5 protein-coding genes are annotated in these 18768 nt (G+C 63.1%); 3 read left to right on the top strand and 2 right to left on the bottom strand.

The genetic code is table 11. From position 1 onward, the window contains the following. Positions 1 to 506 precede the first annotated feature (506 nt). Both FQ137_RS08350 and FQ137_RS08345 read right to left on the bottom strand, forming a co-directional pair. On the bottom strand, positions 507 to 2612 hold the full coding sequence (locus tag FQ137_RS08350) for a DUF262 domain-containing protein (protein WP_149291973.1): 2106 nt from the start codon (positions 2610 to 2612) through the stop codon (positions 507 to 509). A gap of 67 nt (positions 2613 to 2679) precedes the next feature. Further along, positions 2680 to 3129, bottom strand: a complete 450-nt coding sequence (locus tag FQ137_RS08345; protein WP_149291972.1) for a hypothetical protein — start codon at positions 3127 to 3129, stop codon at positions 2680 to 2682. A 1685-nt stretch (positions 3130 to 4814) separates the two neighbouring features. Here FQ137_RS08345 and FQ137_RS08340 point away from each other — a divergent pair. The 3 genes from FQ137_RS08340 to FQ137_RS08330 are packed head-to-tail and all read left to right on the top strand — an operon-like array spanning position 4815 to position 18768. Continuing rightward, positions 4815 to 7688 (top strand): DEAD/DEAH box helicase, encoded by a 2874-nt coding sequence (locus tag FQ137_RS08340; RefSeq protein WP_255583809.1) that lies wholly within the window; start codon positions 4815 to 4817, stop codon positions 7686 to 7688. A 2-nt stretch (positions 7689 to 7690) separates the two neighbouring features. Next, positions 7691 to 12310, top strand: coding sequence for a class I SAM-dependent DNA methyltransferase (locus FQ137_RS08335; RefSeq protein WP_149291970.1), 4620 nt, complete (start codon positions 7691 to 7693; stop codon positions 12308 to 12310). Beyond that, complete coding sequence (locus tag FQ137_RS08330; RefSeq protein ID WP_149291969.1) at positions 12307 to 18768, top strand: DEAD/DEAH box helicase; 6462 nt, start codon at positions 12307 to 12309, stop codon at positions 18766 to 18768. The genes FQ137_RS08335 and FQ137_RS08330 overlap by 4 nt, the downstream gene beginning before the upstream one ends.

The raw sequence follows: 18768 nt of genomic DNA, 5'->3' as shown, positions 1-18768 counted from the left end.
AAATACTCGACAGCCAGAGCGCCAATTCGGCGAAGCTACGGTGACGATTGGCGATTGATACTCGGTTGCCAGACGCAGGGTCATTGGCCGACCTTCAATCGCTGGGGTGCGTGACGAGGTTGACGGCCCACGGGGCAGCTTCCGGGCAGGCGACGCGCAACTGTCGAGTGATGCTCGCAAGCCATTGGTCGAGCTCGTCCAACGTCTGCCAATTCTGGGTGGGGTACGACCCAATTACCTCCGCCCTACAGGCCGCGACCACCAGGTCCGGACCCGAAGCCACAAACGACGGTGCGGCCGCCAAGGGCATCTGCAAGCGGAAAGCAGCTGTGCATGCAATGCGGCGCTCACACCCGCTCCCCGCTCAGCTCCACCGGACGAACGGCCGAAGGACCCGCCTCGGCCGCCGCGGAAGGACACCGCAAGTACCTAGGTCAGGCATTCGATAGGGTCGCGGTTCATGTCGACGGTGATGGTGATCAGGTAGCTCTCGGGCAAACCCGACCTCAATCCTCGCTGGACCTGAGTTCTTGGTATTCAGAACGGACGTCGGCGAGACGACGACCGTCTGGCATTGCCCAGAACAACCAACCGTTCAACGGTTTCTTGTGAAGATGCCGTCCGGCGCCCGAAGGACTCGCGAACTGCTTCCCATCCAGTTCGATCAATCCATTGGCGGTTACAACCCCAGTCACTCCGTGAAAGTCTCGGTAGGTCGCCGCAAGGGGCGTGCCGGGCGGAATCAGACCCGCACTCACCAGATGCTTGACCTCAATCCACCCGTGGTCCTTGGTCTGCGGGTCATCAACTCGGCCAGTGTGACCGTCCGGCACTGGCCAGATAGCAAGCAGGCTGGCAATCATGGACGAGGTTCGCTGATTAATTCGCGCCTCATCCCACTCGGCTTCTTGCGGCAAGTCGAGCAAGCGTCCGGTGAGTTTGATGGTGTTGTGCTGCAAAAGTGCAGACCTCTTGGCAGTCCACGGACTGTTAGACACTTTAGAGTTGAGTTTGCTTGTTAGTAGAGTGAGGTTTCCAAGCAGGTGGATATGGTCCTGCCGTTCGATCTGGTCCTCGGGTGTCGCTACCGGCCAGTGATCTTGCCACTTCTGCGGGAGTATGTGCTCAATCGGATACTTAGTACGTTCGACCTGAGGCTGGCGCGTTTCAGCACGGTGTGAATTTTCAATGGCCTCCAAAACCATCCGCAAACGAGCGCGCGGATAACGCTTGTACGCGTTCTCGGTTTCAAGATGTGCGCGGACCTCCTCATCTCCAGGCCAGTACGTACTTGTGACGCTGAGTCGCGAGAGATGCGAGATGATTCGATCCGAAAGATCATCCTTAGGCGTTGAATCGCCCAACCGGATCAGATCCGCGACGACGCGGCCGAGATCGGTGTTTGTCAATCGGAGAAGTTGTCGTCTAATCACCCAACTCTCAGCCGCTCGAACTATTGAATCTATGGTTGCCTGCGGCAGATCTCGCCCGGGCTCATGCAACCAGATCAACAATGGATGGAGTAGTTGACTTCCCGTCGCACTCATCCTGTAGACGGCCATTTCGACCGGCGAGAGATTGCCGCTAGTTGCACGAGCCGCCTCAGTCCATTGCTCGTACATGGCCGCTTGCCGCTTAAGGTCGATCAAGAGTTCCGCGATTGACACGTCGGCATGATGCTCCACGTATGACTTGAAACGCGCAAATGTAGCTTGGGGGCTGATCTCCTCCCCCAACCGAGCCGCCAACCACTGGTTGAAGAAGAGGGAACTGCGTGAGACAAAAAATCGGCCAACGCTGACCTCTTTTGCCCAAAATGCCTTCTCAAATGGCCAGTCTTCCTTGTACGCCTTGGCTGTGTCCTCGCCTTGCAGTTCCAGATTCTGGAACACGAAATTCCGGATCAGGTCGGCAGCAGTTAATGGAGTTCCTCGAGCATTCAATGTCTCGAAAATCTCCTGTGAGTTCTCGGAGGAACTCAACTCTATAGTGACAAGTTGCAACTCGTTCTGGATTACAGTTGCCAGTTGCTCCGCGCGCATCGAGAACGCCTCTGCTTCCGGATCGCCGAGCCACTGCGCAATTGCAACGCTGAAGAATTGATGCGCACGGACAATCTGACTTTCCGGGTAGCCGAGGTTCGCATAATCGACCGGGGCCTCCGCATCCATGACCTCATCAAACGCCGCACGATCCCTGTTCAGGTGCCGCAATTTGAGTCGACTCTCACCTTCGTCGACAAAGTTAATTGAGTTGTGGGTGAGAGACTCCAACTGACTTGCGAGCTTGCCCAAATCGTTTGCGGTCAGTGCCGCGCTCGCAGCGTCCATCAACAGCTGCAGTGTTGTCAGTCGCTGTTGGCCATCTACGACGTTCCACGCGTTAAGCTGCCCGGCAGTTGCGTCATGCGCTTGGAGGACCACTGCCCCGAGAAAGTGCTGCGGCTTGAGGTGTGGCTCCTCGATCCGCAACTCAGCAACTCGACAAATGTCCTTCCATAACGGCTCCCACTGCTCTTCCTGTTTCCACACGTAGGGGCGCTGGAACAGGGGAATCATAAAGTGCTGAGGCAGGTTGAACAGCTGCATCGGTGTACGCTTAAAAGTTTCCATAGATCAGATGGTGCCATGTGCCTCCGACGTACCGAGATGGCCCCCTGGATTATGGCGGCAGTCCGATCTACCAGACATGAGAAACAATCGCACCCACCCCTCGCACCCTTCCATGCCGCCCGGATTCCGCGTTGGTTGCAACTGACGTCGTCGGCCTCGCTGATGACCTCGCAATTGATGCCGGTGAGACGGCGCCCTCCATTCGCTTGATGGAATCGATGACCCCAGCGATAGCGATGCGCAGGGCAAGTTGCACGGCGACCACCTGAATCGAGAGTAACTGCGCGGGACTCGCGGCCACCCCAGTGAAACGAAGGTGATGAGAAATCTGCGATCCAGATCGCGTCATGCCCAGGAACGTATGAACACCGTCCTTGGTCGGTATGAGCCCGTCCTTCAGCACCACATAGGTCAATGCAGCCTCGGTGGGCCCACTCACAAGCACGTCGCCGTTCTCGATGTACAGAGCGGGTTCCGCGCCGCCTGAGTCGGCCGTGTGATCACCTTCGGGTGACATGCACGTACTCCTCGCCCTGACATCTGCTGGCCTTCGGTCCAAAACCTACGGCTCTGACTATCAATCGTTGTGGGGCAGCTTTCTCCTCCGCGACCGCACCCGCAAATAGCATGCACGTCGGATTATGTCGGTTCGGAGCCTGAGTTAACGGCTGTGGCGTAAAGACCGATTTAGCGCTCCCGACAGCGCTACCAGTCATACTTCGAATTGACCGCCGAGCACAGCTCCGCGTCGGTGATATACCCCTCGTCACACCCGTGCTTCGTTTGAATCTCTCCCGAGCTGGGGTTCGGGTTTCCGTCGGTGTCGTGCCCGTATCCACACCTATACGCTGGGCACGTCCCTCCATCAGCAATGGGGACGTCTTCTGGGTTCACCTGCGGCTGCTGGTCGTAAATGGAGGTTCCGTCTTCGAGCACCATCGGGCCTCCGGCGGACTCGTCGCATGATTCTAGGTAAGTCGTAGATCCATCTGACATCAGACCTGTGCCGTCTGCCAGTTGGCATCGGACAAAACTCGGCGTTGGGGCCGGCACAACTGGGGGGCTGAGATCAACGGAAGGACTAGGGGTTTCAACCGGCGACTTCGTGGTGACAGTTGTGGCGCTTGAACTCGATGGTATCGACTCACTGGACACTCCGGCAGGGTCACCTGTCGTGGACGCACCGCAAGCGGTCGTCGCTCCCGCCAGCAGTAGTGCCGCGAGAAAGACATGACCGATTCTCACTGATATCTCCTTGATAAATTTTGACCCGATCGGTCCCACTCGAAACCACAACCAGGCGAGGCCCGACCACGCTGCTCATCCGATCAATCTGGCGCGCCGCCGTCCACTTCCCGATGACACGCCCCGGGTGGAGCGATCCGGGCGCGGCGGCGTCTTTCCGACACCTCGTCGCTTCGATTTTCTTGACTTGTTCGAATCATCGGCTTTCTGGGGCGTGGACGGGCCAGCGCCGAGAGTCACCGTGGCACCCGCGTTGTTGGCCAGCCACCGCTGAAGTGCCCGTCTTCGTAGCTGTAGGTGCTCCCGCCTTTGCCTCAGCAGACGCTCCTCGTGTCCCCGGTTCCTTTCGAGGTTTTTCCTACGCGCCTGTTCCAGAAGCTCGATTTTCGCCTCCACCAACACGGTTTCGTTCTCGATTTGTCGAATTTCGTGTTGTGCCCACTCCAGCTGGGCGCGGAGGGATGCATCCGCCTGGGGCCTGTCGACAGGCTTCGACGGCGCGCTAGCCGCCAACCGGGTACCGCCTTGGGCAGCGCTGGAAAAGTGAGCTGCGCTCGTAGGCGTCGGATCTGCCTGAGCCGCTGGGTGTTGCGACTTCTTGCCCTTCGGAGGTTTCCGGTACTCAGACCGCCCAGCGATGCCCAGCTCCTTGCGGATTGAGGCCTTCCTTGCACCCACGGCAACTACCCTTCTGTCCGCGACCAATGTGACGGTAACCTATCCTTTATCTCTGACACCGATTTTGAGTCAGCGTTGCTCCCCACGCGAGGACCATGCTGAGGTCATCGCACCGTAGGACCTGCCTCTCGGACAGCTGTCTATTCCGCTGCGAAATCGTGTGAGCATCGATAACCTCACGAGGTCCCCTTGCGAAAGAAAGACCACCTAGTGACAACGACTTCCGTTCAGCACTCCCCGGCCGACTCATCCGCACCTCAGGTCCCCTTCGCTCCAGGCGTGACGGTCGAGGTCCGTGACGAGGAATGGTTGGTCACGGCGGTGGAGCGGGCAGCGAGCTCTCCGGCGACAGGCAACGAGTCGTACCTGCTCAAGGTTCGCGGGGTCAGCCCGTACGTGCGTGACACCACGGCGACGTTTTACACCGATCTCGACCACGTAACTCCCTTGGATCCGAGTGACGCGACGGTAGTGGCGGACGACTCCCCCGGGTACCGCCGGTCGCGCCTGTGGCTGGAGTCGACTCTTCGCCGGACCCCGGTGCCGTTGTACGACGAGTCACTGGTGGTGTCGACGGAGATGCTTGCGGACCACCTCAACTATCAGCTCAGTGCGGTGCGCAAGGCGCTGTCCAACAAGATGCTGCGACCCCGCTTGCTGATCGCTGACGCAGTGGGTCTGGGAAAGACTCTCGAGATCGGCATGATTCTGTCCGAGCTCATCCGCCGTGGCCGCGGTGAGCGGATCCTGGTGGTCACCCCCCGCCACGTGATGGAACAGATGCAGCAGGAGCTGTGGACTCGCTTCGCGATCCCTCTTGTCCGCTTGGATTCGGTGGGAATCCAGAAGGTTCGCCGCACTCTGCCGGCCACGCGGAACCCGTTCACGTTCTTCCCTCGCGTGATTGTTTCCATCGACACTCTCAAGTCGGCCAAGTACAAGGCACAGCTGGAGCGCGTCCGTTGGGACGCCGTGGTGATCGACGAGGTCCACAACGCCACTAACGCCGCTACACAGAACAATGAGCTTGCGCGTCTACTCGCGCCGACCACCGAGGCGCTTCTGCTGGCGTCGGCGACGCCGCACAACGGCAGGGCCGAGAGTTTCGCGGAGATTCTCAGTCTGCTCGATCCCACGGTCGTCCGTCCTGACGGATCGATCGACCGCGAGGAGTTGAAGCCGCTCATTATCCGCCGGCATCGGCATAGCCCCGAGGTCGCGAGCGAAGTCGGCTCGGCATGGGCAGAGCGTGCGGAACCGAACAACGTCTTGGTGCCCGCCTCTCCGCAGGAGACTGCGCTGGCTCGTGAATTGCGCGACACGTGGACTGGCCCCGGAGTACAGCCGCCGTCCGGCGACAATCGCCTGTTCCCGTGGACACTGGCCAAGGCGTTTTTGTCCTCCCCCGCGGCGCTGGCCGAATCGGTGTCTAACCGCAGAAAGAACGCCTCTGGACCGGCCGAGATCGCCGCTCTCGACCGCCTGGCCGAGCTCGCGGAGGCGGTCACCCCAGCCACCAGCGCGAAGTACCAGCGGCTTGTGGCTTACCTGCGGGAGATCGGGATATCGCCACGAAGCGACATGCGTGTCGTGATCTTCTCCGAGCGCGTCCGCACGCTGCATTGGTTGGCGGAACATATTGCCGCTGATCTCAAGCTCAAGCCGGACGCTGTCGCCGTGATGCACGGAGGCCTGTCCGATCAGGAGCAGCTGGATCTGGTGGACGGCTTCAAGCGCGCGTCTAGCCCGCTGCGCGTCCTGGTCACCGGCGACGTGGCATCAGAAGGCGTCAACCTGCACACGCAGTGCCATCAACTGGTGCACTACGACATCCCGTGGTCGCTCATCCGCATTCAGCAGCGCAATGGCCGCGTGGACCGCTACGGCCAGCGCACTTCGCCCGTAATCACGACGCTGCTGCTTGATCCGCCGGAGGATGCGGCACCCGGCGATTTGCAAGTGCTCACGCGCCTGATGGAGCGCGAGTATGAGGCCCACTCCCAGCTCGGCGATGTCGCCTCGCTCATGGGCGCCCACTCGGAAGCTCGGGAGGAGGAGACCATTCGCCGGGTATTGGCGGGTGGTCGTCGGTTCGACGATGCCGTGCGGCGCCCGGAGGAGGTGCTGGCCGAGGCGGAAAAGATTGGTGACGACGACGAGTTGGACATTGACGACATCGATGCTTGGCTCGAGCAAATTGGACAGGGCGACGAGTCTGCGCCCTCCTCGGCCACCTCAGTCGCTGACCGATACAGCGTGTACGACGCTGAGGTCGATTACCTCGAGGACGCCCTCACTGAGGCGTTCCATGGTGAGCCTCAGTTCCCCAGGGGCCGCGGCGGTGTGGCGTGGCGGCGCAACGCCAACGACACTGCGCAGCTCGAGCCGACCGATGATCTCGCCCGGCGCCTGGACTTGCTTCCCGAGGACTACGTCCGGCAGCGCCGGGTGCGCGAGGAACTCACGTTGGCCACCTCCAAGCACCGTGCTTCCGAATCGCTGCGCGAGGCCCGAGAGGGCGCGTCGGAAACCACGTGGCCTATTGCCCACTTCCTCGGTCCGCTGCATCCGGTGTCTGACTGGGCGGCCGACCGCGCACTGGCGTCGATGGCGCGGCTCGAGGTCCCGGCCGTTCGGGGCAGCGTCGAGGTGCCGACGGTGCTGGTGATGGGGACGCTGATGAACCGTCGCGGGCAGGTGGTCTCGCGGGCCTTCCACGTGGTGGAGTTCCAGACCGCCGATTTCCACACGGGCGACACGATCGCGGATCCCTACGGCTGGCTTCGGGGGATTGGGCTCGACAAGAGCGCCACCAACCCCGGTCCCGTGGCCGACACAGATGAGCTCACGCAGCTCATCCCCGCCGCGGTCGCGGCGACGGCCGCCAGCTTGGACGGGGTGTTCGCCGAAGCGACCACCGAGGCGGAGCGGAGGGTCACCGAATGGCGGGACCGCTCCTCTCGCTGGGAGAGCGAGGCTGGTGAGCTATTCAGCAGCGCCCGTCTGGCGAACCTGACCCGGCGTGTGCAGGAGGAGGCGGAGCTCGCCGAGCAGCTCCGGCCCGAGCAGCGCCTGGTGCGGCCCCTCCTTGTCGTCGTCCCCACCGATCACGCCATCGCCCCCACCCCCACCATCTCCGAGGAGGACCGCTGAACATGGCCGCCGACAGTGCGATCGTCAACGTCGACGAGTGGATCAGCGAGCATTACCTCACCACGGACGAGACCAAGCAGTCCTATCTGGCTCGCGTGAGGGCCCTGGTCAAGGGGTGGAAGCAGGACGCCGGCGAGGGCGCGGTATCTCCGCTCAAGCGCTTCACTGGTGAGCGACAAGCTCTGCTGATCGCGCTCTCGCAACTCTCCCCGGAGGACTCAGGTGCCACGGCCCCCGCACCCGAGGATGAGCGCGCTCGCCTGCGGCGCGCCTTGGGTTACGGAAGCCCTGCCCCACACTCGTGGACGCGCAGCGAGACCGTTTGGTGTGCTGACGCGTGGGCTGGCGACGGAGTGCTCCTTGTGGAGGCTGAACCGGTCGACACCGTCGAGGACTTGCGCTCGGCGGTCCCGTTGGGCGAGGTCACGGTGGACCACAAACCAACTACAGCCTCGATCGGAAAGCTGGTCGGCGAGCTGTTCGTCTCCGACGCTCCCCCGTCGTTTATCGCGGTGCTGGCTGGCCGGTGGTTCATGCTCGCCGAGCGGGAATCGTGGCCGCTGGGGCGCGCTTTGGTGATCGACCTTCTGCTCGCACTCGAACGCGGTGACACCCGCTCTGGTGGCGAGGTCGAGCGGGTGGTGGCGGCGGCGTGCCGCGAATCGGCCGAACGCCGGGCTGACGGCACCGTGTGGTGGACGGAGACGCTGGAGGATTCGCGGCAGCATTCGGTGAAGGTGTCCGAGTCGCTGCGTGGCGCAGTGCGCGAGTCCATCGAGATCATCGCCAACGACGTCCTGGACCGCCGCCGGGCGCGAGGCCTGAGTGTGGACAACGTCGATGGACAATTGCTCGCCCGCCAATCGCTGCGGTACCTGTACCGCATACTGTTCCTACTGTTCGCTGAGGCCTCACCGGAACTCAAGATCCTCCCAGTGGGATCGACGGAGTACGACGACGGCTACGGCCTCACCCGCTTGCGTGATCAGATCCTTGCCCCGCCGGCGACCCCGCGCGAGGAGCAGGGAACGTACCTGTACGACTCGCTCGCGCTGCTCTTCCGCCTTGTCGACCGGGGGCATCACCCCGACGACGAGCCAGGCATGGCCCCGGGCTTGGAGTTCAACGAGCTCTCCGCTGATCTGTTCTCCCACAAGGCCACCGACCTCATCGACCAGGTTGAGCTGTCCAACATTGCGCTCTACCACGTCCTGGGCAACTTGCTGCTCACCAAAGAGCAGGCAGGCAAGGACCGCGGTTTCATCTCCTACGCCACACTCGGTGTCACCGAGTTGGGGCAGGTGTATGAGGGGTTGATGTCCTACACCGGCTTCATCGCCCAAGAGGACCTGTGGGAGGTGGCTCGCGGAGGCGATGACTCCAAGGGCTCGTGGGTGGTGCGCCACGACGATTCCTTGGAGGTTTCCGCCGCCGACCGGGTCGTCCGTCGCAACCCGGTGACCGGCGAGGACGAATGGGTGCGCCACCCCAAGGGGTCGTTCGTATTCCGCCAGTCCTCACGTGACCGCGAACGCTCGGCGTCCTTTTACACGCCACAAGTGCTCAGCGAGTTCGTAGTGGGGCAGGCGATCGAGGAACTCGATGCCACTGGCCGGATCGACCGCGCGGAGGATATCCTCACGCTCTCCATTTGTGAGCCGACAATGGGCTCGGGCGCGTTCGCCGTCGAGGCGGTACGCCAGCTCGCCGACCTGTATCTGGATCGCCGCCAAAAGGAACTCGGTGAGGAAATCGATCCCGAGACCCGGACAGCGGAACTCCAGAAGGTCAAAGCATATCTAGCGCTGCATCGCGTCTACGGCGTGGACCTCAACGCCACCGCCGTGGAGCTAGCGGAGATCGCCTTGTGGCTGGACACCATGACGCCGGGACTGCAGGCTCCTTGGTTCGGCCTGCACTTGCGGCGCGGCAATTCACTCATCGGCGCGCGACGGGCCACCTACTCCCCTACCCAGGTGGAAAAGAAACAGTGGCTGACCGCTGAGCCCCAAGATGCACCGCTAGCGAGCCTGGCTACAGCGGTGGATGACGAGCGGGGAGCCGACCCGGCGGTCCGCGGCCGCATCCATCACTTCCTACTCCCGGCTGCCGGCTGGGGCGCTGCCGCCGATGCCAAGGACTTGGCGCCATATGTAGGCGATGCGCAGAAGGAACTCAAAGCCTGGCGCAAGCAGATCGCCGCCAAGCCGACTAAGACCCAGGTTCGTCGCCTCACCGACTTGGCCGAGCGTGCCGAGCGCCTGTGGCAATTCTCGTTGGTTCGCATGCGGATCGCCGAGGATCACGTCCGTCGGAAGATCGACGTCTACGGCGCCGAGCTGACCTCACCGATCAATCCCGTCCCTCGCGCTGAGATCGAAAAGTCTTTTGCTGACCGTGACGGCGCATTTCAGCGCCTGCGCCTCGCAATGGATGCTTGGTGCGCGCTCTGGTTCTGGCCGCTGACCAAGGATAAGCTGACGATTGCTGGCCAGCAGGTCGCGCCGCCGACCTTAGACAAATGGCTCGAGGGACTCGAGGCACTCTTGGGCCGTGCATACTCGGATGCGCCTAAGGGGCGAGGTCGTCGGGCTCCCGGTGAGGGCCAGATCGTCCTGGGGTCCGATCTCACTTGGGAGCAGATTGACCAGGCCGAAGAATTCGACCGGGTCTTTGCTGGCGAGAAGCCTACGTCGGCGGTGTTCGATGATCACCCGTGGCTCGCAGTGTGCGACCAAGTCGCCCGCGAACAGGGATTTTTCCACTGGGAACTGGACTTCGCTCCCGTCTTCGCATCCGGCGGATTTGACCTGCAGGTCGGAAACCCGCCCTGGGTTCGACCGCAGTCCGACATCGAAGCACTTCTGGGGGAGTCTGACCCGTGGTGGATTCTTGCCCACAAACCGACTCAGGCTGCAAAGCAATCGCGGCAAAAAATCACAGTCCAACGGCCAGGGGCGATTGGCATCCTCGCTAGCGGATTGTCTGAAACGCTCGTTACTGCCGCGTTTTTACACGACACCGTGCAGTACCCGCTGCTTGCAGGCCAGAAACCGGATCTATACCGCGCCTTCATGCAGCGCACGTGGAGATCCACAAGAGAGAACGGCATCGTGACTCTCATCCATCCCGAGTCACACTTCACTGAGAAGAAGGCGGCACCGCTCCGACGAGAAAGCTACCTCCGGTTGCGACGCCACTGGCAATTCATTAACTCCCTATTTCTTTTTGATATTCACGACTTAGTACGCTATGGAATTAACACTTACGGTAGCCGAAATTCGTCCCCGCGATTCTTAAACGCCTCATCAATTTATCACCCGTCCATCGTTGAAAGTTCGCTAGTCCACGATGGGACGGGACCACTTCCGGGCTTCAAGAACGATGCAGACCAATGGGATCTTCGACCCCATCAGGACCGGATTATTCACGTTGATGGTTCCACCCTCGATTTGTGGAAGTCAATTCTCGAAGACAACGAAACACCCTCTTTGGAATCGCGGATGGTCTATTCGGTCACGCGGGAAGCAGAAGGCGTCCTGCGGAAACTCGCGACTGCGTCGCGGATTAAGGAACTTAACCTTCAATATTCGCAAGGATGGAACGAAACTACCGACCGGAAGAACGGCTATTTCGACACGAAGTGGGCGGTACCCGCGTCATGGGATGACGTCATCCTTCAGGGGCCGCACTTCAGTGTCGCAAACCCGTTCGCCAAGCAGCCGAACCCCACGCTGAAGCACAATCAGGACTGGACCGAGATCGACCTCGAGGCCATGCCAGCGGACTTCATCCCGGCAACGGCCTACCAGCCGAACCGCGACAACAGAAAGTACGACCAGTCGTATACCCGATGGGAAACCGGAGGAAAATTTGTAGAAGATCGCGCATCGTTCCGCTTCCTTTGGCGAAAAATGGCTGCCACTACTGGTTATCGCACGCTCTACATCAGCCTCATCCCACCACGGGCCGCGATCGCGGGCGCAGCTATCAGCGCACGCGTCGACTCCAGTGAACTTACGCTTGTTGAATTCATTGCGAACGCGGCGTTTTTATCGAATTTTCTAGTCGACTTCCAAGTGAGGTCCACCGGCGTAGCCAACATCTACGGTGAAACGGTCAATTCCTTACCCCGATACCAAGGAAGCAACCACGAAGCGCTGTCGGCTCGCTTCCTTCGTCTAAATTGCCTCACCATGGCTTATGGCCCCCTTTGGAACGAGGTCACTGGCACCGAGTGGACGTCCGACGTCCCCCTCCGCAAGGCCGAAGAACGCCGCCAAGCTCAGGTCGAGATCGACGCCCTGGTCGCCCTGTCACTGGGAGTGACTGCCGAAGAACTATGCATGATCTATCGCACCCAGTTCCCAGTGATGCGGAAGTATGACTCGCAGGACCTGTTCGACACCAACGGCCGCAAGGTCGCCGACGACGTCGCCAAATTAGAGCGCAAACTCAAACCGGGACAGGAACTCAGCTTGGACGATCGGACGTGGACCCATCCGCAGTCCGGCGCCACCTACGTGTTCGAGTACCCGTTCCGCATCCTCGATCGTGAAGCCGACATGCGAGCCGCCTATGAAATGTTTGAACGCGAGCTAGCTGACGGAGATCTGAAGTGAGTGCCCTTCTGCCAATCCAGGCGGCCGGCGAACTCCGGGAAGGTATCGCCGAGTTCCTCTCGACAACCTTCGCCTTGTCAGACAACCGCACCCGATCTGCGCTGACGGACTTCGTGCGCGATCCGGCCAACGGCATGTTCCGTGGGCCATTCGTGCGCACGCGGATGCCTTTCGAGCCGGCCGCGGATTCCGCATCAGGCGCCCTGGAGTGGACACCGTCAACGTTTCCCTTCCGGCCCTACGTCCACCAGGCCCAGGCGTTCGGGCGACTTACCAGCCGCCCTGCCCCGGATTCGACCGAACCGTGGCGTCGCCCCGACCCGACCCTGGTCGTCACAGGTACCGGCTCAGGCAAAACCGAAGCATTCCTGTACCCCGTCCTCGACCACGCTCGACGTGCTCGCGCCCAAGGCATACGCGGAGTCAAAGCACTGTTCCTGTACCCCATGAACGCCCTGGCAACCGACCAAGCCGAGCGTCTCACCCGACTGCTCACGTCCGAGCCGGGGCTTGCTGGCGTCACCGCTGGCCTCTACACCGGTGAACACTCCGGCTCCGGCCGGACCACCGTCAGCGAAGCCGGGCTGATCACCGACCGCGCCACAATGCGGGAAGACCCTCCGGATCTGCTGCTAACCAACTACAAGATGCTTGACCAGCTTCTGTTGCGGTCCGAGGACGCCGACATCTGGCGACTATCCGCGCACGGACTGCAATACGTGGTGCTCGACGAATTTCACACCTACGACGGCGCGCAAGGCACGGATGTAGCTCTGCTCCTGCGACGACTGGGCCTCGTCGTCGGCACCCATCTCAACGCCTCCGCGTCCAACCCGGTCCCCCGCACCAACGGCGACCTCGCGCGTCCCCTCGGGCGGATCACTCCAGTGGCCACATCGGCCACACTCGGCGACGACGGCGACACCACCGCCGTACGCGAGTTTGCCCGCACCGTTTTTGGCGAAGAATTCCCGCCCGAATCCGTCCTCACCGAATCCCGGCTAAGCGTGGATCAGTGGATGGACGCCGCGCCCGCGGACCGAGTGCCGGCAGAAGTGTCCGCTTCCCCTGCTGTCGTGGCTGAGGTAGAGGCGGAGATCTCCAGGCACCTGGCCACAGATCGTGATCCTGCCGAGGCGATCTACCAGGCAGTGTGCACGGAGGTATTCCGTGTGCCCGCCGATTCACCAGCCAGTGACGTGCTGGACGCCGTCCGACAACACGAGCTTGTTGCACGAATTCTCGAGCACTCTGCTCGGGCAGTCAGCGTCTCCGACCTGACCCGCAGCGTCCTACCGACGGAATTCGGCCGCCGCCCTGGAGAGACCAAACAATTCCTGTCTCGGGTCCTCGGAGCGCTAAGTCACCTCCGCGCCACCATCACTGCCGCCAACCCGATCGCCGGACGCCAACTACCCAGCATCGAAGCGCACCTGTGGGTACGGGAGCTGTCCCGGCTCGACCGTGCGGTGACCACCGCACCGGATTACCGCTGGCACGACGATGGCCCAGACCTGGGAGCCGACGACCTCGGCGAAGCCGGATCGCTCGGCGTCCGCGAGTACCTGCCCGCCATCTTCTGCCGCCATTGCGGGCGTGCCGGCTGGATGACCGCCTACGAGCATGGAACCGAACAACCCACCTTCACTCCCGCGACTATCCGCCAACAGTCACTCTCGGAGCCCTCCGGCGTCAGAGCGCTCATCGCTGCAGACCAGGAGGTGCGGGCCGCCGAGGCGAATCACACACCACTGAGCCAGATACGCGGGTCCCGGGACTCCACAACATCTCTGATGTGGCTCGATGCCACCCAAGCCAAACTCCACGCAGCCGACGGCATCGACCCCGCCGACGACACCCGGATCGTGCCCGTCCTCCTCCACACGGGCATCACCGCCAAGGAATTATCCGAACGCCAGACGTGCCCGGCATGCGGCACCCGCGATTCGATCCGCTACATCGGGTCGGCGGTGGCCACCCTGCTGTCGGTGGCGCTGTCCAACTTGTTTGGCGTGCGCGGGCTGAACACCGCCGACAAGCGCACGCTCGTATTCAGCGACTCAGTGCAGGACGCCTCACACCGGGCCGGTTTCGTCCAGGCGCGCTCGCACGCCTTCGCGCTCCGCACTGCCATCACCTCCGCCCTCGACGGCGGCACCGAGTTCCTCGACGAACTCAGCAACACGGTCCTCACACGGGCAGACGGCCCCGTCGACCGCTACCACCTTCTACACCCGTCGATCGCCGAGCGCAGCAACTTCTCGGCGTTCTGGAACCCCACCGCCAGCGCCGATAGCCGACGCCGGGCGACCAAACGCGTCCGCGAACGGCTGCTGTTCGACCTCTGCCTAGAATTCGGACTCCGGACCACCGTCGGTCGAACGCTGGCGTTGACGGGCACCGCTGTGCCCAGTGTCAACGCCGCACCGTCCGCACTCCGCGCAGCCGCACGACGCACGTGGGAGGCGACCGCGATCGAGTCGGCACTCACCGAGACCGAACCCGACGACGCCGCGCTTGAGGCGTGGGCCAGGGTCGTGGTCGAACGCATCCGCCAACGCGGCGGCATCACCCACCCGTGGCTCGGCAAGTACCTGGCCACCGACGGCAACACCTGGCACCTGAACAACCGTGGGGCCCGCGCCAAGGGTGTGCCGGGCTTCCCCGTCGGTGGGTGGCCATCTTTCCCCCGCGTGGGTAAGACGCTGGCCCAAGACCGCTACCGCGACGGAACCGACGCCGTCGCCAGCAGCCGTTCCTGGTACGCGCGCTGGACCGCCCGACACCTTGGAGTCACCCCCGATACCGGTGCCAAGCTGGCGTCGTCACTGATGGAAGGACTGGCCGACGATTCTGTGCTCGACTCGCTGGCCACCGAATCCGGCGCGACGATTTACGGGATCGCTCCAAACGAGATTCTGGTGTCAGCCGAGGACTCCCCGGCTGAGCTACGGTGCTCCGTTTGCCACAACGCGACTCCTGCCGCGCCTGCAGTGCGCGAGGCGCTAACCGGCGTGCCCTGTCTGACCGTAGAGTGCTCCGGTCACCTCGAATCCGCGCCGATCGCGGGCGACAACTATTACCGGCGGCTCTACTACTCCAGCGACAGCCGTTCGGTGGTCGCTCGTGAGCACACCGGATTGCTCGAGTCCGCCGAACGGGCCCGCATCGAAACGCAGTTCAAGTCTGCCGCCGACGAGCCCGGAGCACCCAACGTCCTGGTGGCCACCCCGACGCTGGAGATGGGAATCGACATCGGGGACCTGTCGTCCGTCATGCTCTCCTCCCTGCCCAGCTCGGTGGCGTCCTATGTGCAGCGAGTAGGGCGGGCGGGCCGGCTGACGGGCAACTCCCTCGTCGTCGCTCTCGTCCAAGGCCGTGGCGCCACGCTCCCCGTGGTCCATGAACCGCTCTCACTGATCAACGGCAGCGTGCAACCGCCCGCGGCGTTCCTCTCGGCCGCAGAGATCCTGCGCCGGCAGTTCATCGCCCATGCCATTGACGCCCTTCTGCTGGAGGGGATCTATCCCGAGGACAACAGGGCGCGAGCAGTGCTATCCAACCACCCCGGCTCGTTCGTGCCGCTGCTTCGTGACGAGCTACCTAGCAGGGTTGAGGGGCTGCTAGGGCGATTCCTCGGCAGCCTTGAAGGCCACGTCGGCGACGCTGCCGCGGCGGACCTGCGTCAGTGGGCCACCGGGCGCACCCCCGCCGGCACCCCGGCGCCGCACACTCTGGACTCCACGCTCGCGCTGGCGGTGGACCGGTGGCGCGACGACTACCTCCAACTCAGCCACCGCCTGGACGCACTCGACACCGTCCTCGTCGAACTGCAAGAACGAGCGGCCAGCCCCGGAGCGAGCGACCAGGACAAGGACGACTTGCGTGCAGCCCAGGCTTCCCGCAAGGCGACTCTGTCGCAGAAGACCACCCACACACAGGAGTACTGGATAGCCGCACTCGAGCGCTACGGGCTGCTGCCCGGTTACCAACTGCTCGACGACACTGTGGACCTGCACGCCTCGGTGACCACCTACGACCCGGACACCCTCGAATGGGACGCGACCTCGTCCACGTTCACCCGCTCGGTGTCCTCCGCGCTCACCGAGCTCGCACCCGGCAACTCGTTCTACGCCGACAGGATGCGGATTGAAATAAGTAGCGTCGACGTGGGCGCGAACGGCGACGCCCTCGAACGGTGGCGCGTGTGCCCCGCATGCAGCTACGCCCACACCGAGGTTGCCACCACGAAGCCGGGTGCCTGCCCCTCGTGCGGTACGTCAGGCTTCGCCGATTCGGCGCAGATTCTGGACGTAGTGCCGCTGCGCAAAGTCGCCGCCCAGGTGACCCGTGATGCGGCCGCGGTCGACGAGCGCCACGACGAGCGCCGACGCCGCCGGTACCACGTCGCACGGACGCTTGCGTGGAACAATGACGACTCCGCACCGGCATGGTTCGTCGACAACAACGGCTTCGGCGCGCAATACCTGCGACGAGCCGACGTCCGATGGGTCAACCTTGGCACCGGTGCCGGCGCGACCCGAATGATCGGGGGCATGCAGCCCGCGGCGCCACACTTCCGGGTGTGCGAGTACTGCGGCCACCTCGACTCTGAGGCTGGAACCAACTTGCGCCGGGACCACCGCCCGTGGTGCCCGCACACCAAGTCCAGCGACGAACCCAGCATCCACGTCGCGCTCGGCCGCGCACTGGCCACCGAGGGGGTGCTGCTGTACCTACCGAGCACGGTATCCACCTACGACGGCATGGTAATGCCCAGCCTCGTCGCAGCCCTCAAACTCGGCTTCCGGCGGGTCCTTGGCGGCGATCCCAGCCACCTCGACGTCGCAACAGTGACCGTGCCGCAGGTCGGCAAGCCTTCACCTGCCTTACTCCTGCACGACTCTGTGCCTGGCGGCACCGGGTATCTCGCGGACTTCACCACACCAGAGCGCGTGTGGGAGCTGCTCCACACCGCCTACGTCGCGGTGCGTGACTGCGAATGCGCGGACGCCAACCGGCTTGCCTGCCCGAAGTGTCTCCTTCCCCACGCACACGGGAGCGATGCCGACCGCACTTCCCGCGGGGCCGCCGAGACCGCACTTCTCGGGTTGCTGCGCGGAACAGACAGAGACGACGACGCCGAACCGAACCGCGAGGACTGGACGATCGTGACCGAACAGAAGCTCGACATCGACGGCGACTCGGCGCTGGAGGTCCGCTTCCGCCACGCATTCCAGGCGGCGTTGGAGGCCGCTGGCGCCAAGGTGACCACCAAGCCCGACGGCAAATACTCCGCGCTAAAGATCCGTTTCCCCGGGTCGCCGCTCACCTGGAGTATGCGTGCACAAAACTACGTCCACGAGGCCAACACGACCCCCGACTATGTCTTGCAGGCGGACGATCCACACCAATTGAAGTTCGCGATTTACGCGGACGGTCTCAAGTACCACGCCAGCGCCAAGCACAACCGCGTTGCCGACGATGCGGAGAAGCGCGAGGCGCTTCGAGCAAGTGGGTGGGTGCCGTGGGCGGTGACCCACGCAGACCTGAACGAGTACGACGACGAAGGCCCGCCGCCTGCATGGAAGCAACAAAATTTTGTTAAAGCATTCGGGTCCACCCTCGGGATCGCGCCCTCGCGTTTGAATTCCGCCGCAGGCGACCCCGTGCGCCTCCTGGCCGGGATCCTCACCGACCCGAAGCCCGACGTATGGCGGTCGGTGGGTCATGCGTGCGCGGCCTACTGGTTCGCCGCCGGTGAACGTCTCAAAGCCCGCTCGGTCCACCAGCGGCCCTATGCGCAGTTGGTGGTGCAAGGTCACCCCCGGCAGCCAGCCTCTCTTGCCGCCGAGCTCATGATCGACGATGCCTCCGAGGCGGTAGCGAGCGACGACTACCGGGACGACTGGCAATGGTGGCTACGAGCGTCCAACCTGCTGGCATTACGCGGCGAAAACTCGGTGATCAGTGTGGTGACCGGATTGTTCACCTCCGACGACATCGACGCCGAACTCGCCGCGATGGTGGAGGAATCGACAGGCCACATCACCAACGGGGATTCGACAGGACACGATGCGTCCTCCAGCACGGGCGAGGCGGCAGCCCCCTCAGGGCCAGCGCCTACAACCGAGCTTCCCGAATCGTGGCGAGAAATCGCGGACGATGTGGACCCCGACGATCCCGACTCTGCAGCGGAGATCGACCTGCTGCACGCGCTCGCCGCACGGTCGGTGCCCCTACCGGATTACGGCGAGGAGGTCCACGGCGTGATCGCCAACTTCTCGTGGCCGGACGCCAAGATCGCGGTCTTCGTGTCGCAGTCATCGGATAGGGTCCGGCCGATCGCCGAGGAAGGCTGGACGGTAATCGACGTAGACACCGGTGACGACACTTCAGAAGCAGCGGCCGAGCAGGTGCGAGTGGCGCTCGATGCGCACGGCGGAAAGGGATCCTGA

It is taken from the genome of Dietzia sp. ANT_WB102 (genome assembly GCF_008369165.1).
Taxonomy (GTDB): Bacteria; Actinomycetota; Actinomycetes; order Mycobacteriales; family Mycobacteriaceae; genus Dietzia.
The sequence above is the reverse complement of the archived record's forward strand: the minus strand, read 5'-3'. Positions and strand labels throughout refer to the sequence as shown.

What these genes read in the sequence shown, in the direction of transcription:
- FQ137_RS08335 (WP_149291970.1), top strand. Translation starts at nt 7,691, where the DNA reads ATGGCCGCCGACAGTGCGATCGTCAACGTCGACGAGTGGATCAGCGAG.
- FQ137_RS08345 (WP_149291972.1), bottom strand. Translation starts at nt 3,129, where the DNA reads ATGTCACCCGAAGGTGATCACACGGCCGACTCAGGCGGCGCGGAACCC.
- FQ137_RS08350 (WP_149291973.1), bottom strand. Translation starts at nt 2,612, where the DNA reads ATGGAAACTTTTAAGCGTACACCGATGCAGCTGTTCAACCTGCCTCAG.